Annotated in this window: 20 protein-coding genes; 7 read left to right on the top strand and 13 right to left on the bottom strand. The window is 67.3% G+C overall.

The annotated features are described in order from the left end of the window. Positions 1 to 8 precede the first annotated feature (8 nt). Positions 9 to 902: a DMT family transporter gene (locus QZM35_RS05795; RefSeq protein ID WP_301775563.1), complete on the top strand. Its 894-nt coding sequence runs from the start codon at positions 9 to 11 to the stop codon at positions 900 to 902. A 121-nt stretch (positions 903 to 1023) separates the two neighbouring features. Here QZM35_RS05795 and QZM35_RS05790 read toward each other — a convergent pair whose 3' ends face one another. From QZM35_RS05790 to QZM35_RS05765, 6 genes are all read right to left on the bottom strand, one after another. Beyond that, positions 1024 to 1353 (bottom strand): DUF4148 domain-containing protein, encoded by a 330-nt coding sequence (locus QZM35_RS05790; RefSeq protein WP_089427525.1) that lies wholly within the window; start codon positions 1351 to 1353, stop codon positions 1024 to 1026. Positions 1354 to 1576: 223 nt separating this feature from the next. Beyond that, entirely contained in the window at positions 1577 to 2458 is an 882-nt protein-coding gene (locus QZM35_RS05785) for a PilZ domain-containing protein (RefSeq protein WP_089427526.1), read from the bottom strand. A 79-nt stretch (positions 2459 to 2537) separates the two neighbouring features. Beyond that, positions 2538 to 5132, bottom strand: a complete 2595-nt coding sequence (locus tag QZM35_RS05780) for a penicillin-binding protein 1A (RefSeq protein ID WP_301775562.1) — start codon at positions 5130 to 5132, stop codon at positions 2538 to 2540. A 175-nt stretch (positions 5133 to 5307) separates the two neighbouring features. After that, the gene (lhpH, locus tag QZM35_RS05775; RefSeq protein ID WP_301775561.1) at positions 5308 to 6315 is read right to left on the bottom strand and encodes a trans-3-hydroxy-L-proline dehydratase; all 1008 of its coding nucleotides are present in this window, start codon (positions 6313 to 6315) and stop codon (positions 5308 to 5310) included. Between the two features lie 65 nt (positions 6316 to 6380). Continuing rightward, on the bottom strand, positions 6381 to 7502 hold the full coding sequence (locus QZM35_RS05770; protein ID WP_089427529.1) for a branched-chain amino acid ABC transporter substrate-binding protein: 1122 nt from the start codon (positions 7500 to 7502) through the stop codon (positions 6381 to 6383). 121 nt (positions 7503 to 7623) lie between these two features. Next, entirely contained in the window at positions 7624 to 8361 is a 738-nt protein-coding gene (locus QZM35_RS05765) for a FadR/GntR family transcriptional regulator (RefSeq protein ID WP_301775560.1), read from the bottom strand. Positions 8362 to 8623: 262 nt separating this feature from the next. On the opposite strand from QZM35_RS05765, the gene lhpI reads away from it, so the two are divergent. From lhpI to QZM35_RS05750, 3 genes are all read left to right on the top strand, one after another. Next, positions 8624 to 9559, top strand: coding sequence for a bifunctional Delta(1)-pyrroline-2-carboxylate/Delta(1)-piperideine-2-carboxylate reductase (lhpI, locus tag QZM35_RS05760; protein WP_089432657.1), 936 nt, complete (start codon positions 8624 to 8626; stop codon positions 9557 to 9559). A 168-nt stretch (positions 9560 to 9727) separates the two neighbouring features. Further along, positions 9728 to 10132: a response regulator transcription factor gene (locus QZM35_RS05755; RefSeq protein WP_089427532.1), complete on the top strand. Its 405-nt coding sequence runs from the start codon at positions 9728 to 9730 to the stop codon at positions 10130 to 10132. A 16-nt stretch (positions 10133 to 10148) separates the two neighbouring features. Beyond that, positions 10149 to 10928: a helix-turn-helix domain-containing protein gene (locus tag QZM35_RS05750; RefSeq protein ID WP_089427533.1), complete on the top strand. Its 780-nt coding sequence runs from the start codon at positions 10149 to 10151 to the stop codon at positions 10926 to 10928. Between the two features lie 45 nt (positions 10929 to 10973). Here the strand turns inward: QZM35_RS05750 and QZM35_RS05745 are convergent, their stop codons facing one another. The 6 genes from QZM35_RS05745 to QZM35_RS05720 form a co-directional block, all read right to left on the bottom strand. After that, on the bottom strand, positions 10974 to 11324 hold the full coding sequence (locus tag QZM35_RS05745) for a metal ABC transporter ATPase (protein WP_301775559.1): 351 nt from the start codon (positions 11322 to 11324) through the stop codon (positions 10974 to 10976). Positions 11325 to 11478: 154 nt separating this feature from the next. Then, on the bottom strand, positions 11479 to 11718 hold the full coding sequence (locus QZM35_RS05740; protein WP_039367346.1) for a hypothetical protein: 240 nt from the start codon (positions 11716 to 11718) through the stop codon (positions 11479 to 11481). 16 nt (positions 11719 to 11734) lie between these two features. Beyond that, positions 11735 to 12025: a DUF1488 domain-containing protein gene (locus tag QZM35_RS05735; RefSeq protein WP_089427535.1), complete on the bottom strand. Its 291-nt coding sequence runs from the start codon at positions 12023 to 12025 to the stop codon at positions 11735 to 11737. Positions 12026 to 12163: 138 nt separating this feature from the next. Beyond that, a complete protein-coding gene (locus QZM35_RS05730; protein ID WP_089427536.1) occupies positions 12164 to 12562 on the bottom strand; it encodes a DUF488 domain-containing protein in 399 nt (132 codons plus the stop codon). A 152-nt stretch (positions 12563 to 12714) separates the two neighbouring features. After that, a complete protein-coding gene (locus QZM35_RS05725) occupies positions 12715 to 13917 on the bottom strand; it encodes an amino acid aminotransferase (RefSeq protein ID WP_301775558.1) in 1203 nt (400 codons plus the stop codon). A 46-nt stretch (positions 13918 to 13963) separates the two neighbouring features. Beyond that, positions 13964 to 15349, bottom strand: coding sequence for an amino acid permease (locus tag QZM35_RS05720; RefSeq protein WP_069251526.1), 1386 nt, complete (start codon positions 15347 to 15349; stop codon positions 13964 to 13966). Between the two features lie 312 nt (positions 15350 to 15661). Between QZM35_RS05720 and QZM35_RS05715 the strand changes: the two genes are divergently transcribed. The 3 genes from QZM35_RS05715 (at position 15662) to QZM35_RS05705 (ending at position 17646) form a co-directional block, all read left to right on the top strand. After that, positions 15662 to 16135 (top strand): Lrp/AsnC family transcriptional regulator, encoded by a 474-nt coding sequence (locus tag QZM35_RS05715; RefSeq protein WP_039367332.1) that lies wholly within the window; start codon positions 15662 to 15664, stop codon positions 16133 to 16135. 309 nt (positions 16136 to 16444) lie between these two features. Beyond that, positions 16445 to 17158, top strand: a complete 714-nt coding sequence (locus tag QZM35_RS05710) for a M35 family metallo-endopeptidase (protein WP_256976893.1) — start codon at positions 16445 to 16447, stop codon at positions 17156 to 17158. Beyond that, entirely contained in the window at positions 17155 to 17646 is a 492-nt protein-coding gene (locus tag QZM35_RS05705; protein ID WP_143329879.1) for a hypothetical protein, read from the top strand. Before QZM35_RS05710 ends, QZM35_RS05705 begins: the two co-directional genes overlap by 4 nt. A 70-nt stretch (positions 17647 to 17716) precedes the next feature. Here QZM35_RS05705 and QZM35_RS05700 read toward each other — a convergent pair whose 3' ends face one another. Then, the gene (locus QZM35_RS05700; protein WP_301775557.1) at positions 17717 to 18628 is read right to left on the bottom strand and encodes a DMT family transporter; all 912 of its coding nucleotides are present in this window, start codon (positions 18626 to 18628) and stop codon (positions 17717 to 17719) included. Positions 18629 to 18723 lie beyond the last annotated feature (95 nt).

Raw genomic sequence — 18723 nt, 5'->3', positions numbered from 1 at the left:
GGCCCACGATGCGACCGCCCGCCTCCGCCGTCGTGCCGCATGTCCGGCCGGGCGTGCGCGTCGTCGCGCTGACGTCGATCGCGATGCTCGCGTTCGCGTCGAATTCGCTGCTGTGCCGGCTCGCGCTGCAGGCCGGGCGGATCGACGCGGCCAGCTTCGGCAGCCTGCGCCTCGTATCGGGCGCGCTGATGCTCGCGATCGTCGCGCGTGCGGGGACACGACGGCCTGCCCCGCCCGCCGACTGGCCGGCCGCGGCGATGCTGTTCGCGTACGTCACGTGCTTCTCGTTTGCGTATCTGACCGTCAGCGCGGCCACCGGCGCGCTGATCCTGTTCGGCGCGGTGCAACTGACGATGTTCGCGGCGGGATGGCATGCCGGCGAGCGGTTTGCCGCGACCGGCTGGGCCGGGTTCGGCGCGGCGCTCGGCGGGCTGGTCTATCTCGTGTCGCCCGGGCTCGCCGCGCCGACGCCGCGCGGCGCCGCGCTGATGACGGCAGCCGGCATCGCATGGGGTGTCTATTCGATCCGCGGCCGTCGGCCCGTCGATCCGGTCGCGGCCACTGCCGGCAACTTCCTGCGCGCCGCGCCGCTGGCACTCGCGCTGAGCGTCGCGCTCGCCGCCCGCCTGCACGTCACGCCGGCCGGCCTCGCGCTCGCCGCGCTTTCCGGTGCGCTGACGTCGGGCCTCGGCTACGTGGTCTGGTATGCCGCGCTGCGGCACCTCACGGCGATGCGCGCCGCGGCGGTTCAGTTGTCCGTCCCGCCCATCGCCGCGGGCGGCGCCGTGCTGCTCCTGTCCGAACAGCCAACCTGGCGGCTCGCACTCGCATCGGCTGCGATCCTCGGCGGCGTCGCGACCGTGCTCGCGACGCGGGCGCGGCGGGCGGGCAGCACGCGGTGATGTCCGTCAGGCGCGGCACCCCACCCATTCAAGCGGCCAAAATGCAAAACCCGCACACGGATACCGTGCACGGGTTTCGGATGAAACGGCAAACCGGGCGCCCCTGCGGGCGCTGCCTGGCTTAGTGGCCGAAGAACACCGACGAACGGTCGGTTGCGGCCGGCACGACCACGCGCTGGCCCGATTGCGACGCAGCGGCGGGGTTCGAACCGTAGCCCGTAGCATCAGCTTGCGCGCCGGGGTTCTGCGCGGCGGCGATCTTTGCCTGTGCGGCCTGGATGTTTTCCGGGTAGTTCATCCAGTCGTTCGGGTTGTAGCCGGCCTTTTCGAGCTGGACCAGCTCGGCGCGCACTTGCGCGCGCGTCAGCGGCTGCTGGTTCGATTGGGCGAAGGAGACGACCGGTGCGGCCACCAGGGCGGCCAGTGCAACTGCCTTGATCAGCGATTTCATGATGCGTTACCTCCAGAATTGTTTTGTCAGGCGCTTCGGACTCGGGGTCGTTGCGCATGAGTAGAAGTCTAGGAGGCCACGCTATCAGGGTAAATACTTAAATCGCGAATTCACTGTTGACGGAAACCATACAATCACCACGGAATACGCGGAATCGTCAGATGATTATCGGCATTCACGCACTGAATACCGTGGCACGGCGCCCCGTGCGTCCAGCCCTGCATCAGCGCCGCCGGTCGGTATCCGACGACGCCATCAACCGGTCGAACAGCAGCGCCTTGAGGCGGATCAGGTCGTCGGCGCCGGTCTCGCCGAACGCCGCGTGATGCAGCGTCAGCGCGGGCGCGGCCGGGTCGGCATGGACGGCCCGCACCGTGCCGTCGAGCGCCAGCAGCTCGACCCGGTCGCCCGCCGCGTACGGAAGCTGCACGCGCAAGGGTTCGCCGATGGCGGCGATCGGCCGGTCGACGGCAATCGACAGGCCGCTCAAGCTGATGTCGTGCACCATCCCGATGCCTTCCGCCCCCTCCGACCCACCCGTGCAACAGGCGGCGATCCGCACCGGCACGCGCGGCTCCGCGCGCGTGCGCAGCCGGTCGACGAAGCCGGGCGGCGACAGCACCAGGAACCGCGCGGCGCCCGCCGCCTGCACCGACTCGACCGTCGCGCCGAAACGCGACACCGCGGCACGACCGATCGCCACGGCCTCGATATCGTCGCCATGCGCGAAGTCGAGCGCGGCCGACGGCTGCGGCTCGACGAACAGCGCACCCGACGCGGCGCTGCCGATCAACCGGCAGCGCTGCAGCCCGCGGGTCGTGCCGACCCGGCGGCGGATGCCGATCGAAGCCCCCGCCGACAACCCCATCCGCGGCGCGTGAGGCACCGCGTCAGGCACGCGCGGCTCGGCCGCGGCTTCGGCGTCGTCGCGCCGTCGTACCGGCCGGAAATGGTCGAACAGGAAGGCATGCTGCGCGGCATCGCGCAGCGTCGTGCCGGCCGGCAGCAGCGCGGCGCCGTCGGCATCGTAGAGATCGAAGCCGAGCGGGACGCCGGCGGCGAGATCGTCGCGCGCGAGCGGGACGTAGTCGGTAGATAGCCTCATCGGGGAGGCGCGGAGCGACCGCGCAAGCTGTCATGACAACATGATTACGGCAGCATCGCGCGAGTTCTGAACGGCTCCGTTACTGCGACTGCGATGCGCCGGTCGCGTCGGGCGCGGCCGGTACCGGCGCCTGGGACGGTGCGGTCGAAGGGGCGGCCGCCGGTGCGGCGCCGAGGCCCGCACTGCCTCCGCCCGCCGCGCTCGCCCCCGCCGGCGGCTGCGCGGGTGGCGGCTGCGAGGCGCCCGCCGACAGCGCGGCGGCCGACGCGGCCACTTCGGACGCCGGCACCCATTCCTCGACGATGCCCCCGGATGCCGCTTCGGGCGCCGAGGCAGCCGAGGCGGCCGACGCCTCGTCGGTATCCGCCTCGGGCGCCGGCTCCACCCGCTGCGTCCTGACCGGTGCGGGCGCCTTCTTCGCGTCGGGCGGGAACCACGTGTCGAACAGGTCCGTCGCGCGTTCGCGCAGCGACGCGAACCAGCCCGGCGACGGCTCGGTGTCGAATTTCGCCTTCGTATCGACGAGCCGGGCGCGCTGCGCGCGCTGGAAGAAATCGCCGACGATCGGCAGCGCACTGTGCGCGCCCTGCCCCCAGTAGTCGCTGCGCAGCGTCACGCGGCCGTCGTCGAAACCGACCCACGCGCCGGCGACGAGGCCGGGTTGCATCAGGATGAACCAGCCGTCCGCGTTGTCCTGCGTCGTGCCGGTCTTGCCGGCCACGTCGCCACGGATCCCGAAGCGCGTGCGGATGCTGCCGCCCGTGCCGCGCGTCACGACGTCGCGCATCACGCTGAGCAGCGTCTTGTCGGTTTCGGCGTCGAGCGCGCGCTCGGGCGGCGCCGGCGCGTATTCGGCGAGCACGTCGCCCTGGCGGTTCTCGATGCGCGTCACCATCTGCGGCTCGACGTACAACCCGCCGTTCGCGATCGTCGCGTACGACGCGACCATCTCCTTCAGCGTGACCGGGCTCGTGCCGAGCGCCAGCGACGGCACGCGTTCGAGCGGGCTCTCGCGCACGCCCATGTCGCGTGCGAGTCGGGCCACGGACGCCGGCCCGACCTTCTCCATCACCTGCGCGGTGATCCGGTTGCGCGACAGCGCGACCGCGTCGCGCAGCGTCATCGGCTTGCCGGTGGGCGGCACGTCGTCGTTCGGCCGCCAGATCTCGCCACCCTTCAACGGAATCTCGACCGGCTGGTCGATGAAGGTATCGTCCGGCTTCATCCCGTTCGCGAACGCGACGCCATAGACGAACGGCTTGAACGTCGAGCCCGGCTGGCGCCGCGCCTGCGCGACGTGGTCGAACGGCTCGCGGGTGAAGTCGCGGCTGCCGACCCACGCACGGATCTGCCCGTCGCGCGGATCGATCGCGAGGAAGCCGGCCTGCACGTCGGTCTTCGTCTTGCACAGCGCGCGCAGGAAGCCGCGGTCGGCCGCGAGCAGCTTCATCGCGGCCGCGTCGTCCTTGCCGGCGTCCTGCGCGGCCTTGTACTCGGGCGACTCGCGCATGAAGGTGCGGAACACCTCGTTGTCGGTGCCGCAGCCGTCGCGGCCGCTCCACGCGTTGTTCGCAATGCCCTGCAGCTGGTTGCCCTGCAGCGTGAGCGCCTGCGTCGCCATCTGCTGCAGCCGCGCGTCGATCGTCGTGCGCACGATCAACCCGTCCGAGTAGATGTTGTAGTCGTTGCGGTCGGCCCACGCGATCAGCCATTTGCGCAGCTGCTGCGCGAAGTGCGGCGCCGGCCCCGGCGGCTCCTTCTGGCGCTCGAAGTCGATCCGCAACGGCCGGCGCTGCAGCTGCGCGAACTGCGCGGGCGACAGCTTGCCGTACTTCACCATCTGGCCGAGCACTGTGTTGCGCCGCTGCAGCGCGCGCTCCGGGTTCAGCACCGGGTTGTAGTAACTGTTGCCCTTCAGCATCCCGACCAGCGTCGCGCTGTCGAGCACGTCGAGCTCGTTGGCCGACTTGTCGAAATAGGTGCGCGCGGCCATTTCGACGCCGTACGCGTTGTACAGGAACGGCACCGTGTTCAGGTAGGTCTCGAGGATCTGGTCCTTGCTGTAGATCGCCTCGATCTTCAGCGCGGTGATCGCCTCCTTCACCTTGCGCGTGAGCGTCGGCGCACGGCCGATCTCGTCCGGATACAGGTTGCGCGCGAGCTGCTGCGTGATCGTCGAGCCGCCCTGGCGGCTGCCCGAGAACGTGTGGAGCGCGGCCGACGCCGTGCGCTTCCAGTCGAGGCCGTGGTGCTCGTAGAAGCGGTGATCCTCAGTCGCGATCAGCGCATCGACCATGTGCGGCGAGATCTGCTTGAGCGGCACCCACTCGCGGTTCGACGGCTTGAATTCGGCCAGCAGCTTGCCGTCGGCGGACAGCACCTGCGCGGGCTGGTCGACGCGCGCCTTGCGGATGTCGCCGATGCCCGGCGTGAACGGGATGAGCACGACCACGTACACCACGAACAGCGCCGGCACGGCGGCGCCGGCGAGCAACACGCCGCGGCGCGTCGGGTGACGGACATGGTGCCACGCGGTGGCGGCGAGAGGCTTGACCCGCGCGACGGCGGCAGCCGCGACGGGTTGGGCGCGCGCGACCCATCTGGCACAGAAGGCACGCACTGACGACACGTTTCGGCGATTCACTCGGGTGGAGCTCGGCTGAAAAGGGTGCATCGTACCAAACTCGCGCGGGCCGCCGGACGGCGATGGCCTGGCGGCGACCTACCCGGCGCGCCTGCGCGGGCGGTCCCCACGCAAAAAAGGCGCGCGCCCCGCAACGGGAACGACGCGCCAAGCCTGGTACGACAAACGGGTGGCCGCGCCGGGCGCGGCCGATCGGCGCGGCGACTCAGCGCACGAGAAAACCGTAGGTCAGCGGATCGCGCTCGTCGACGATCCAGTTAGCGAACCCGCAGATATGCGCGCTGCCTTCCACTTCCGGAATCACGGCCGGGATGTCGCCGACCGTCGTTTCGCGCAGCACGCGCCCCTTGAAGACCGTGCCGACGATCGATTCGTTGACGAGTGTGTCGCCGGCCGCGAGCAGCCCGCGCTGGTAGAGCTGCGCGACCCGGCCACCGGTGCCGGAACCCGTCGGCGAACGGTCGACCTCGCGATCCGCGAACACGCAGCAGTTCGCCTGCGTCGAGCCCGGGTGGCGCGGCGCATTCGCGATGATCGTGCCGTAGATGTGGTTGATTTCCGGGATCTCCGGATGCACGACCGGGTACTTCGCGTTCGCGGCGGCCTTCACTTCCGCGCCGAAGCGGATTAGCCGTTCCACCGCCGCTTCACGCACCGGCAGGTCGAACGGCGCACCGTCGACGTAGAAATAGAACGCGCCGCCGTACGCGATGTCGCCGGTCACGGTGCCGAACGACGGCGTCTCGACCGACACGTCGCGCTGCCAGATGAACGACGGCACGTTGACGAAGCGCACCGGCCCCGCGTGCTCGCCGTCCCATTTGACGAACGCCTCGATGAAGCCGCACGGCGCGTCGATGCCGACCCGCGTTTCCGGCACCGTGCGCTGCACCCAGCCGAGCTCGACCGCCGCGGTCGACAGCGCGATCACGCCGTGCCCGCAATGATCGCTGTAGCCTTCGTTGTGCACGAAGATCACGCCGAAATCCGCGTTCGGCGACACGGGCTCGGTCAGGTAGCCGCCGTACATGTCGGCGTGGCCGCGCGGTTCGAACATCAGCGCGCGGCGGATCTCGTCGGCGTGCTCCTTGAGCCACGCGCGGCGCTGGACGATGGTGTCGCCCGGCAGACGCGGCAGCCCGCTCGTGACGATGCGGAACGCTTCGCCGCCGGTATGGACTTCGACGGTGGAAAGGGATCGGGAAATTTTCATGGGGGAATCGAAAGCGTTGAAACGAAGAACGGCGGCCGCGCCGCCGTCCGATGGCTGGCGGGCCGTTACTTCGCGTACGGTTCCGGCAGGCCGTTGCGGATCACGTAAACGGTGGTCGGCGCGCCCTTCAGGTCGCCGTTCGCGTCGAACGAATAGGTGCCCGCGACGCCCGTGTAGTTCGACTTCGCGAGCTGCGCGATCAGCTTCGCCTTGTCGGTGGTCGTGCCGGCCTTGACCATCGCGTCGGCGAGCAGCTTCATCCCGTCGTAGTAGTTCACGCCATAGACCTGCGTATCGGTGTGATACGTGTCGTGGTACTTCTTCAGGAATTCGCGCCCGGCCGCCGTCTTCTCGAGCGCGACGCCGCCCTGCGCGCAGTAGACGATCGACGCCGCCTCGCCCGCGACCTTGCCCATGTCGGCCGAGCAGATGCCGTCGCCACCGAGCAGCTTCGCGCGCAGGCCGCGCTGCTTCATCTGCTTGGCCATCGGCGCGCCCTGTGCCGCATAGCCGCCGAGGAAGATCACGTCGGGGTTGCTGGCCTTGATCTTGGTGAGAATGCCGAGGAAATCGGTGGCCGACGAACTCGTGAATTCCTGGTCGACGATCTTGATGCCGTTCGCCTTCGCGACATTCATGAACTGCTCGGCCACGCCCTGCCCGTACGCGGTGCGATCGTCGATCACGGCGGCGGTCTTCGCATTCAGCGTCTTCGCGGCGAAGGTCGCCATCGTGCCGCCGAGCTGCTCGTCGCTCGCGCCGATCCGGAAGATGTTCTTGAAACCCTGCTTCGTCAGTGCCGGGTTCGACGCGACCGGCAGCATCGGCACGCCGGCGCTCGAGTACACGCGCGAGGCGGGAATCGCGACGCCCGAGTTGTACGGCCCGAGCACCGCGACGACGCCCTTGTCGACGAGGTTCTGCGCGACCTGCACGCCGGCCTTCGGATCGGCCTGGTCGTCGTCGGAGACCAGTTTGAAGGTGACCGTCTTGCCGGCAACCTTGATGCCGGCCTTGTTGAGTTCGTCGACGGCCAGGCGCGCGCCGTTTTCATTGTCCTTGCCGTTCGCGGCCTGCGGGCCGGTCAGCGGCGCCGAATGGCCGATCGTGACGACTTCTTGCGCCTGCGCGGAAGTCAGCGCGCCGGCGGCGATGGCCACCGAGAGCGCGGTAACGAGATGTCGCATGATGTCTCCTGATTGGTTTTGTGTGAAACCAATGTAGGATACGCGTGGTCACCGCGCAAGCAATTTCAAAATAAGAACTGCGATTCTGGTCATTTTTCAGACCAGAACGAACCCGGCGCGGTCACTTCGGTGCGATGTCGCGCCGCACGCGGCGGATGTGCTGCTCGACATAGAACGCCGCCGCATCCGCGTCGCCGGACACGATCGCCTCGTAGATCAGCCGGTGTTCGGACACGTAGAGCCGGATCCTGCCCGCATCGTAGATGCCGTCGTCCTTCAGCCGCTTCCACAGCGGCTGGTCCATCGTCTTCGCGACTTCGTCCGCGATCTTCACCATCAGCGCGTCGCCGGTCATCAGCGCGAGTTGCCGGTGGAACAGCCGGTCGCTCTCGTTCCACAGCGCGCGCTGATGCGGATCGTCGACGTCGGTAATGGTTTCCATCTGGGCCAGATAGCGTTCGGCGCCCGGGTCGGCTCGGCCGTGCGCAGCCGCGAGGCGCGCGATCGCGGGCTCCAGGATCAGCCGCACGTCGAGCGTCGACGTCGGGCTGAAATCGGGCTCGGACGCCCGGTGGCTGTCGCCGCGCTGCGCGAGCACGTCGAGCGGCGACGCGACGACGTAGGTGCCCGAATTGCGCTTCGTGAACACGAGCCCTTCGTTCTGCAGCGCGCCGAGCGCCTCGCGCACGGCCGGCCGGCCGACCTGGAACAGCCCCGCGAGCTCGCGCTCGGACGGCAGCCGCGACTCGGCGGCATAGCGCCCCGCGCGAATTTCGTCGCGGATCTTCTCGGCCACCTGCTCGTAGATCTGCAGCGGCCTGAAACCGCCTTCGAGTGTGTCGGGACGCGCGGACATCATCGTATGGCTCCTGCCCGGTCGCGGGCGTGAATCGGGAATGGGTTCGCACTATACCGGAGCGCGCCGGCATCGAGGCCATGGCGCCCCTTCTGGACAGATATTAGAACCAAAAACGGCGAGGCGCTTTATTTTCTGGGTTGCGGGTGGGCCAGCAAGTGGTATAGATTCGATCCACACTGCCCTGTGTCACGGTATCCGGCAGCTCTTGGCGGGCGCGGCATGCGCCCGTCGTCCACGCTCACCGACGCATGCGACGTACACGATGACCGCTCTTTCCCCGATTCCCGTTTTCGACGCGGCCGACACGGCCGCGCTGCTCGACTACCCGGCGCTGCTTGCCACGCTCAGGCAGGCCGTCACCGACTATGCGGCGGGCGAGATCGTCAGCCCCGAACGCCTGGTCGTGCCGCTGCAGGCGGGCGGCGTGATGCTGTCGATGCCGTCGAGCGCGCGCGACCTCGCGACCCACAAGCTCGTGAACGTGTGCCCGGGCAACGGCGCGCGCGGGCTGCCGACGATCCTCGGCCAGGTCACCGCCTACGACGCGACCACCGGCGAAATGCGCTTCGCGCTCGACGGCCCGACGGTCACCGGGCGCCGCACGGCGGCCATCACCGCGCTCGGCATCCAGGCGCTGCAGGGCGCCGCGCCGCGCGACATCCTGCTGATCGGCACCGGGAAGCAGGCGGCCAATCACGCGGAAGCGCTCGCCGCGATCTTTCCCGAGGCGCGCCTTCACGTGCGCGGCACAAGCGCCGACAGCACAGCGGCATTCTGTGCCGCGCACCGCGCGCAGGCGCCGCGCCTCGTGCCGCTCGACGGTGACGCGATTCCCGATGCGATCGACGTGGTCGTCACGCTGACGACGAGCCGCACGCCCGTCTATCGCGAAGCCGCGCGCGAAGGCCGGCTCGTGGTCGGCGTCGGCGCGTTTACCGCGGACGCGGCCGAGATCGACGCGAACACGGTGCGCGCCAGCCGGCTGGTCGTCGACGATCCGGCCGGCGCGCGTCACGAAGCCGGCGACCTGATCGTCGCGCAGGTCGACTGGCAGCACGTCGCATCGCTCGCCGACGTGCTGGGCGGCGCATTCGACCGCAACGGGCCGCTGCTGTTCAAGAGCGTCGGCTGTGCGGCGTGGGATCTCGCCGCGTGCCGCACGGCGCGCGATGCGCTGGCTGCGCGCCAGGCCGGCTGACCCGCCAACGTCCCCCTTCAGCCGCGCTCGCGGCATCGCCACCGCGGGGCCGTTCCGGCGATTTCCCGTACGCGTTGTAGGAATCGCCCTACAACGCGTCGCAGCGGCCTACATCAACTTCCAATTCGGCCGATTTCATTTTCGGCGGCGCAACACGATACTGCCGGCATGAATGCCAGCCCGTTACCCGCCGCGCTCCGGGTGTTTCTCGTCGATCACGCCGTCGCCGTCCGGCAGCGGATCGCGCTGCTCGTCGGCGCGATCCGCGGTGTCGCCGTCGTCGGCGAAGCGGAAGACGGCCAGGACGCGTGGACGCATATCCGCAGCAGCCAGGCGGACGTGGTGATCGTCGACCTGCGGCTGGCGGACGGCAGCGGCCTCGAGCTGATCGGGACGCTGTCGAAGGCCGCGCCGCGCATCGTCACCATCGTGCTGACGAATCACTCGGCACCGGCATTCAGAGAGGCATGCGCGTTGGCCGGAGCCGACTACTTCTTCGACAAGACCGTCGAATTCGACGCCGCATGCCAGGTCATCGAATCCCTGGCGCACGCTCGCGTGCACCACCCCTGACGAGCCGGAGTGACTCATGTCCACAGCCACCCCCTGCGCCGCCGACGTATCCATCGCGCCTCGGCCGACGATTCCGCTTCGCGCGGTCACGCGCGCCGACGCCGCCAAGCATCCCGCCGCACGCTGCTCGGTGTGCGCGATGCGCACGATGTGCCTGCCGCCGCACCTGACCGCAGCCGAATACGGCCGCCTCGACTCGATCATCTGCACGACCCGGCAGGTGCGCCAGGGCGACGCGCTGTTCCGCACCGACGATCCGTTCCAGAGCATCTATGCGGTGCGCGCGGGTTCGTTCAAGACGGTGATGATGCATCGCGACGGCCGCGAACACGTGACGGGCTTCCAGATTGCCGGCGAAACGCTCGGGATGGACGGCATCGGCGGCGGCCAGCATTGCTGCGACGCGATCGCGCTCGAGGACAGCGTCGTGTGCATCATCCCGTTCGGCGCGCTCGAAGCGGCGTGCCGCGAGATCAAGCCGATGCAGCACTTCCTCTACCAGATGCTGAGCAGCGAGATCGTCCGCGAATCGAGCCAGATGCTGCTGCTCGGCACGATGTCGGCCGAGCAACGCGTCGCGCATTTCCTGCTGAACCTGTCGTCGCGCTTCGAGGCGCGCGGCTATTCGGCGACGGAATTCAACCTGCGGATGACGCGCGAGGAAATCGGCTGCTATCTCGGGATGAAGCTCGAAACCGTGAGCCGGATGTTCTCGCGGTTCCATCGCGAAGCGCTGGTCGAAACGCGCGGCAAGCGCGTGCGCATCATCGACTCGCAAGCGCTCGCACGGGTCTGACAACCCGGAACCCAGGCTGCGCCTGACGGCACCGCGCGCGATGCATCATCGCACCGCGCCATCGGCCGCCGCGTTGCGCAGCCCCACCCTTGCACCGGCCGCCTGGCACGCGATCAGCGCCTGTTCGGCCTGCATGAACGCGCGGCGCAGCGCGTCGTCCAGGTTGCCGCCGACGCACGGCGGCAGCGGCCAGCGCGCCGTGTCGTGCATCACGAGGTCGAGTCGTACGTCGTACACGCGTGCGCCATCGGCGTCGGCGCTCGCTTCAATGGCGAGGTAACAGCCGCCGATCAGCGTGCGAAACCGTTCGAGCCGCACCAGCTGCGCGCCGGCTTCGGCTTCGACCGCGGCGGTTCCCGCGAATCCCAGGCAGGCGATCTGCATGCCCACGCCCATGTCGTGTCTCCTGACGGGGCCGCCCGCTCGTCGACCGCCTTGCATGTGCCGCCTGCACCGAAAGGCGGCGGCACGTGTTGCCCGTAGCACGGCGCGATTTCTGCGATCGCTGCCGGCCGATAGTCTGCCCGCGCCGTCGCCGGCGCGGGTCCGTTCATACGTTGAAGGTCTGTGACGTCTTCATCTCGATCCAGGTCATGCCGGCCCGCAACCCTTCGATCATCGCCTCGCGCTCGGTCGGATACGCATGGCTGTGCTCGAACGTATGATGAAAACGCGCGGCGCCGGTGCCGTGCTCGACCGACACGCGGCAGCGGAATTCGCCCGATTCGCACGGGCGCGTCTCGACTTCGACGGACCAGTCGCGTTCGTGAATGTTGCCCTGCAGTGTCATGCGCCCTCCTGCGGTATCAGTCTCCGAGCCGGAAGTGGCCGCTGTGCAGCAGCACCGGCCGGCCGCCGATTTCCTCGAGCATGCGTCGTGCCATCGCCTCGATCGCCGACCGGTGCGCGTCGAACGCAGCCAGCAGGTCGCGTTCGAGCAGCGACGGCGCGCCGAAATGATCCTCCAGCGCCTCGGCCGTGACCGCGCACTGCACGCACCGTCCGTCGACCAGCGCCGAAAACGCCACGACCAGGTCGCGTGCGCAATATTCGGGTGGTTCCGGCGGGAAAACAATCTGCATCTGTCGGCCTGTCATCGTCGTGATGGCTCCATGACAAGAGCATAGTGGCGCGCGCGCACGCACGCTTGACCCACGTCAACCGGTTCGCTGCACCGCACGATGACGGCGCGGCGGCGTGCCGGCGCGGCTGTGCGATGCCGCTACAAACGGCTTTCAGCCCGCGTCGGGCTCGATCGCCGCGCCGCGCTCCGCGAGCAGTTCGCGCAGCACGCTGCGGTGGCAATGGCGCTCGTCGTCGCAATAGCAGCCGATCGAAAACGCGGTGGTCGCCGACAGCGCCGCCAGCAGGTCGAGCACCTTCGGCGCATCGCCATGCGCCATCTCCGCACGGAAGTGACGCCGGAACGCGTTCCATTCGGCATCGGTTGCGGCGGCCTGCGCCTGCGCGACGAGTTCCGGGCTCGGCGACAGCGTCGGCAGCCATACATCATAGTAGTTGCGCGACGCGAATTCCGCCTTCGGCACGCCGCGCGGCGGCCGCCGCACCGTGCCGATCCGCAGGCCCTCGCCGGCCGCGCGCGGCGTGCCGAGCTGGATGATCCGGATGCCCATGTGCTTCCTTCCAAGTTGCGCTGGATGCCGTGATCGTACCGCCGTGCGTGCCCCCGCGTCAGCCGGGTGGCGCACCTTGCGGCCGCACAATGAAAAACCGGCTGCCCCCTTGCGGAGACAGCCGGTTCGGCCAGCCGCGTGGCGCGCCGCGCTCAGACGCCGCTCTTCAGCACCTTGCCGATGGCATCCGCGACGATGGCGACGTTCGAGTCGTTCAGGCCCGCGACGCACATCCGGCCCGAACGCAGGACGTACACGCCGTGCACTTCGCGCAGCGCGTCGACCTGCGATTCGGTCAGGCCCGTGTACGTGAACATCCCGCGCTGCTTCACGTAGCGCGTCAGTGCCTCGCCGCTGACGTGGTCGCGCAGGCCGTCATGGATCGACTGGCGCATCCGCGCGATGCGGCGGCACATCGCCGCCAGTTCCTCTTCCCACTGCTTGCGCAGCGCGGGCGTGCCGAGCACGGTTGCCACGACCTTCGCGCCGTAGGTTTGCGGGTTGCTGTAGTTCGAGCGCACCGCGCCGGCCAGCTGGCCGAGCACGCGCTCGGCCGCGGCGGCATCCTCGCAGACGACGCTCAGGCCGCCCACCCGCTCGCCGTACAGCGAGAGGTTCTTCGAGAACGAGTTCGCGACCAGCGCCGGCACGCCGCGGCGGGCCAGCTCGCGCACCGCGAACGCGTCCGCGTCGAGGCCCGCGCCGAAGCCCTGGTACGCCATGTCGACGAACGGCAGCAGCCCGCGCGCCTCGATCACGTCGATCAGCTTCTCCCACTGGCCTTCGTCGAGGTCGACACCGGTCGGGTTGTGGCAGCACGCGTGCAGCAGCACGATGCTGCGCGCCGGCAGCGCGTCGATCGCCGCGAGCATCGCGTCGAACTTCAGGCCGCCCGTCGCCTCGTCATAGTACGGATACGTGTTCACCGTGAAGCCGGCGCGCTCGAAGATGAAGCGGTGGTTTTCCCAGCTCGGATCGCTGAGCCACACCTGCGAATTCGGGAAATAACGCTTCAGGAAATCGGCGCCCACCTTCAGTGCGCCGGAGCCGCCGAGCGTCTGCAGCGTGGCGATGCGGCCAGCCGCGCGGGCCGGATGATCGGCGCCGAACACGAGCGCCTGCACGGCGTCGCGATACGCGGCCAGACCGACCATCGGCAGGTACGGCTTCGCGCCGCTGTCGCGCTGCAGCGCGGTTTCGGCTTCGCGCACGGCGCCCATCACCGGAATCCGGCCTTCGGCGTCGAAGTAGATGCCGATGCTCAGGTTGACCTTCTGGTCGCGCGGATCTTTCTGGAAGTTCTCGTTGAGCGTCAGGATCGGGTCGCCCGGGTACGCGTCGATGTGTTCGAACATGGCTTGAATCGGTCTCGTTTGGAAGAATGGTCGGTCGTGGCCTGCGTCAGCGTGCGGATGCGCCGTCGTGCACCGCATAGCCTGCATTCTTCTGACGGAAGCGATACCCGACCGCGAGCACCGCGAGCCATACCGGGATCAGGTACACCGACAGACGGAGATCCGGCGTCAGGTACATCACGACGAGAATGCCGGCCATGAAAGCCAGGCACAGGTAATTCGTGAAAGGATAGCCCAGACTGCGGAAGGAAGTCTCCTCCCCGGCTGCGCGCTTCGCCTGGCGGAACTTCAGGTGGATCAGCGTGATCATCGCCCAGTTGATGATCAGCGCCGACACGACGAGGCCCATCAGCACCTCGAACGCCTTGCCCGGCATGAAGTAGTTGACCAGCACGCACACGCCGGTCGCGAGCGCCGACGCGCCGAGCGCGGCGAGCGGAATGCCGCGCTTGTTCACCGAGCACAGCACCTTCGGCGCATTGCCCTGCTTCGCGAGGCCGAACAGCATCCGGCTGTTGCTGTACACGCCGCTGTTGTAGACCGACAGCGCGGCCGTCAGCACGACCACGTTCAGCACGTTGGCCACCAGGTTGCTGCTCAGCGCGTGGAAGATCAGCACGAACGGGCTGCCGCCGGTGACGACCTTTTCCCACGGGTACAGCGACAGCAGCACGGCGAGCGCGCCGATGTAGAAAATCAGGATGCGATAGATCACCTGGTTCGTCGCGCGCGGAATGCTGCGCTTCGGATCGTCGGCCTCGGCCGCGGTGATGCCGATCAGCTCCAGCCCGCCGAACGAGAACATGATCGCGGCCATCGACATCACGAGCCCCGACACGCCGTTCGGGAAGAAGCCGCCGTGCTGCCACAGGTTCCGGACACTCGCCTCCGGCCCCGCATGGCCGCTCGCGAGCAGCCAGCCGCCGAAGCCGATCATGCCGACGATCGCGGCGACCTTGATGATCGAGAACCAGAATTCCGTCTCGCCGTACGACTTCACGCTGGCCAGGTTCAGCAGGTTGATCGCGACGAAGAAGACCAGCGCCGACACCCAGGTCGGCACGCCCGGCCACCAGTACTGCACGTAGATCCCGACGGCCGACAGCTCGGCCATGCTGACGAGGATGTACAGCACCCAGTAGTTCCAGCCCGACAGGAAACCGGTGAAGTGGCCGACGTACTTGTTGGCGAAGTAGCTGAACGAGCCGGCGACGGGCTCGTCGACGACCATCTCGCCGAGCTGGCGCATGATGAAGAACGCGACGATGCCGGCCACCGCGTAGCCGAGCAGCACCGACGGGCCCGCCATCTTGATCGTCTGCGCGATGCCGAGGAACAGCCCCGTGCCGAGCGCGCCGCCGAGCGCAATCAGCTGGATGTGCCGGTTCTTCAGCCCGCGCTTCAGGCCGTCGCTCTCGTTTCCAGAAACCATGTCTTCTCCACTCTGTCCGCGCCCGCCTGCAGCGGGGTGCGGCGCGCCTCGGTGTGCCGGGCGCTGTTTTGGTGTGCCGGGGCCGTTCGTGGAGCCGCCGGGTTGGGGACTGCAATCTTCGCGTGGCGGCGCCCGATTCGCGTCGGCGTGCCCGCCAGACCGGCCGCCGCCGCGCCCGCTTTGATGCGTTCGCACACGAAAATCCGGCGTCAGTTTAGCGTCGCGACGGCGAAATCGGGTTTCGTAACCCGTTCATGCAAACCCTACATTATGAGATAAGATTGCATCCAGGAGACAGATGGGGAAACAAAAATGCATGAACCGGTTCTGGATCGCCTCGATCGCCACTTGCTCGCGATCCTGCAGGAGAACGGCCGCGCGTCGAACCTCGACCTGGCGAAGGCCGTCGGCCTGTCGCCCGCGCAGACGTTGCGCCGCCACCGGCGGCTGGAGGAAATCGGTGCGATCCGTCGCTACGAAACCCGGCTGTGCCCCGACACGCTCGGTTTCGGCGTGACCGCTTTCGTGCACGTGACGATGGAGCGCGGGCATATCCGCGACCTGTCGAAGTTCCAGAAACTGGTGTCCGATCTAGCGCAGATCCAGGAATGCTTCTCGGTGACGGGCGACATCGACTACGTGTTGAAGGTCGTCGCGCACGATCTGAAAGGCTTGTCGCGGTTCCTGCTCGAGACGCTGATGCGCATTCCCGGCGTGAGCGGCGTGCATTCGAGCGTGTGCCTCGACGAGATCAAGTGCACGAGTGCGATGCCGGTCGAGGCGTGACCTTCACACATGGATTCTCGGCGGCGCCATTCGCGCGCCCGGCATCCGCAGCACGTGGTCGCCCCGAATAGGCTCGAATCCCTCATCGGCCTATTCCCACCTCGCGTAGCACACCTCGCAGCTCATCCACATTGCATCGAGCGCAACGATCTCATGTTCGTATGCGCGCGGCCCGCTACGAGCCACGGGCGGATTCAATCAAAATTTCGAATGCGTCCGATGGACAATAATCGCCCTTCTGGCGACCCTAGAGTATTCCTCAAGAACTCGGCTTGATCCTTGAGAATCCATGTACAGGGGGGCTGACGCATGACCAATTTTTTCGACAAAAAACCGTACGACTTCGACATCGACGACAGTGAGGATTGGGTTTTGGTACATTCCGGCGCCATCACCAATACCAACCCCGGCTCAATGGTGTATGTGTCAATCAACACGACTCCCATATGCTCGAATATGAGTAACAGGAAATTCCGAAAACTGATCATGAAGGCTCGTGATGCAGCAATCTCTCTGATACTACAGCGCATTGAAGGCGTCACAGCTTGGGACAAGGCTGAACAAGCGCGGGCTCGACTCTACTTCGGCCGCTCCGACAATGATGTCAGATCAGTCCTTGCCGCTGGCTTGCCTAGACTACTCAATGCGATGCGGGAGCTCGTGCCGGAGAAGATCGTTCGATGGGACGATTCCATGAACAGACGTCTTACCTGCAGTGTAGTGCCCGACAGTGGTAACAACATCGCAGGGGTATGCAAGCCGGACTCTGAGAAGCGGATCATCGCCATCTATTCAAAATTCTGCACAATTTCAAACGGAGACCTATGGACGGCATCAAAGGTTAAAACACTGATCCATGAATGCACGCACTATGTCGACACATTCAATTCCGACGACATCATATATTCCGACACAGAATCCGGGCTGAAGGCTTTTGCAGAAAACAATGCCGACGTCGCCATTAGAAATGCGGACAGTATTACGGGATACATCGCAACCTTCGACAAGAGAATCATGGAATGAAAGTCCATATCAAAGCCGTAATTTCCGGTATCTCACGGGTGATTGCACTGTCGGCATGCGCCGGCACCTTTCCAGCACATGCATGCACGATTGGGGAATCGGTGCGAATCCCGTTACCGCTCAACAGCGTCGACGTGACCAATGCTGACAGGCTGAAAATCGCAAATGCTGTAATCGAGGCGCGAAAATGGCCGGATGCAGAAATTCAGGCCGTTGTCATATCCGGTGCATATACGATGGAACGGAACGGCGAGCGCCTGAAGACCGAGCGAGCCAAGATCGCGAGCGAATATCTGAAGCAACTTGGAATCAGGAACGAACACATCATCATCGACAAAAAAACTTTCACCGATGCCATGGTGCGGAACAGCGACGGAACACTAACCCTGTACCAGATCGACATTGAGCTAACCCCCCTATGCCGAGGCGGGTGTCAAAGGCTTTGCGACGACCCACGCGTTACGCCCCGAAGCAAGGCGATTCTGTGATGGGCAATGACGATTTGTCGGCTGCGCGCGCACTTTCACGGCGTCCGAACGGGGCCATCTTGGCGTTTACTCACCGCACCGCCTCGAACGCACTGATCAACAACGCCCCGCAAGCGATCACCAGACACCCTGCCGCCCGGCGCGGCGTCAGCCGCTCGCCGAGATACACGCGCGCGATCAGCGCCGCGAACACCACGCTCGTTTCGCGCAGCGCCGACACCGGCCCCATCGGCGCGCGATCCATCGCCCAGATCACGATGCCGTACGCGAGCGCCGCGAACACGCCGCCGCACGCGGCCTTCGCCGTTTCGCCGACCTCCTGCGTCAGCCGCAGCGGCCCCGCCCGCAGCCGGTAGTACGCGGCCATCATCGCGCCCGTCAGCACGAACATCCACGCGGTATAGCCGACCGTGTTGCCGCTTTCCCGCACGCCGATCCCGTCGACCACGCTGTAGGCCGCGATCGACACGCCGGTCGCGAACGCGGTCGGCAGCACCTGCATCATCCGGTGCGTGGCGCCGCGCCCGCGCTCCAGCCCGATCGCGAGGATGCCGGCGCAGATCAGCACGAGCCCTGCCTGCGCACCCAGGTTCAGCCGCTCGCCCGCGAACGCCGCCGCGCCGAGCGTGACGAGCAGCGGCGCGGTGCCGCGCGCGACCGGATACGCGACGCTCAGGTCGCCCTGCTCGTACGCGCGCACCAGCAGCAGCGTATAGACGACGTGCAGCACGGCCGACGCGACGACGTACGCCCAGCTCGCCGCCGAGATCGGCGCCGCGGCCGGCAGGAACAGCAGCGCGAACAGTCCGATCGCGATCTGCAGCACCGTGGCCGACCGGAGCCGGTCTCCGCTGCTGCGGACGAGCGCATTCCACGACGCGTGCAGGAACGCTGCACATAGAACGGCAAACAGAACGGGGATCGGCACGCTGAATACTCGCTGACGGTCGGCCACGCGAAATCGTCGCCGCAGGGCGTTCATCGTAGGAATACGTCATCCAATTGTCAAAAAACGGGCGCCGCACCGCACCGTGCGCCGAGCCGTCGATGACGCCCTTTCGCCCGCCCCGCGCGGCA

Source organism: Burkholderia sp. AU45274 (genome assembly GCF_030482505.1).
Classification (GTDB): Bacteria; Pseudomonadota; Gammaproteobacteria; order Burkholderiales; family Burkholderiaceae; genus Burkholderia.
Note: the sequence above shows the minus strand (reverse complement) of the source record. Positions and strands in the feature narration are given on the sequence as shown.

Coding starts and splice junctions, on each gene's coding strand:
- QZM35_RS05795 (WP_301775563.1), top strand. CDS start 9: ATGCGACCGCCCGCCTCCGCCGTCGTGCCGCATGTCCGGCCGGGCGTG.
- QZM35_RS05790 (WP_089427525.1), bottom strand. CDS start 1,353: ATGAAATCGCTGATCAAGGCAGTTGCACTGGCCGCCCTGGTGGCCGCA.
- QZM35_RS05785 (WP_089427526.1), bottom strand. CDS start 2,458: ATGAGGCTATCTACCGACTACGTCCCGCTCGCGCGCGACGATCTCGCC.
- QZM35_RS05780 (WP_301775562.1), bottom strand. CDS start 5,132: ATGCACCCTTTTCAGCCGAGCTCCACCCGAGTGAATCGCCGAAACGTG.
- lhpH (WP_301775561.1), bottom strand. CDS start 6,315: ATGAAAATTTCCCGATCCCTTTCCACCGTCGAAGTCCATACCGGCGGC.
- QZM35_RS05770 (WP_089427529.1), bottom strand. CDS start 7,502: ATGCGACATCTCGTTACCGCGCTCTCGGTGGCCATCGCCGCCGGCGCG.
- QZM35_RS05765 (WP_301775560.1), bottom strand. CDS start 8,361: ATGATGTCCGCGCGTCCCGACACACTCGAAGGCGGTTTCAGGCCGCTG.
- lhpI (WP_089432657.1), top strand. CDS start 8,624: ATGACCGCTCTTTCCCCGATTCCCGTTTTCGACGCGGCCGACACGGCC.
- QZM35_RS05755 (WP_089427532.1), top strand. CDS start 9,728: ATGAATGCCAGCCCGTTACCCGCCGCGCTCCGGGTGTTTCTCGTCGAT.
- QZM35_RS05750 (WP_089427533.1), top strand. CDS start 10,149: ATGTCCACAGCCACCCCCTGCGCCGCCGACGTATCCATCGCGCCTCGG.
- QZM35_RS05745 (WP_301775559.1), bottom strand. CDS start 11,324: ATGGGCGTGGGCATGCAGATCGCCTGCCTGGGATTCGCGGGAACCGCC.
- QZM35_RS05740 (WP_039367346.1), bottom strand. CDS start 11,718: ATGACACTGCAGGGCAACATTCACGAACGCGACTGGTCCGTCGAAGTC.
- QZM35_RS05735 (WP_089427535.1), bottom strand. CDS start 12,025: ATGACAGGCCGACAGATGCAGATTGTTTTCCCGCCGGAACCACCCGAA.
- QZM35_RS05730 (WP_089427536.1), bottom strand. CDS start 12,562: ATGGGCATCCGGATCATCCAGCTCGGCACGCCGCGCGCGGCCGGCGAG.
- QZM35_RS05725 (WP_301775558.1), bottom strand. CDS start 13,917: ATGTTCGAACACATCGACGCGTACCCGGGCGACCCGATCCTGACGCTC.
- QZM35_RS05720 (WP_069251526.1), bottom strand. CDS start 15,349: ATGGTTTCTGGAAACGAGAGCGACGGCCTGAAGCGCGGGCTGAAGAAC.
- QZM35_RS05715 (WP_039367332.1), top strand. CDS start 15,662: ATGCATGAACCGGTTCTGGATCGCCTCGATCGCCACTTGCTCGCGATC.
- QZM35_RS05710 (WP_256976893.1), top strand. CDS start 16,445: ATGACCAATTTTTTCGACAAAAAACCGTACGACTTCGACATCGACGAC.
- QZM35_RS05705 (WP_143329879.1), top strand. CDS start 17,155: ATGAAAGTCCATATCAAAGCCGTAATTTCCGGTATCTCACGGGTGATT.
- QZM35_RS05700 (WP_301775557.1), bottom strand. CDS start 18,628: ATGAACGCCCTGCGGCGACGATTTCGCGTGGCCGACCGTCAGCGAGTA.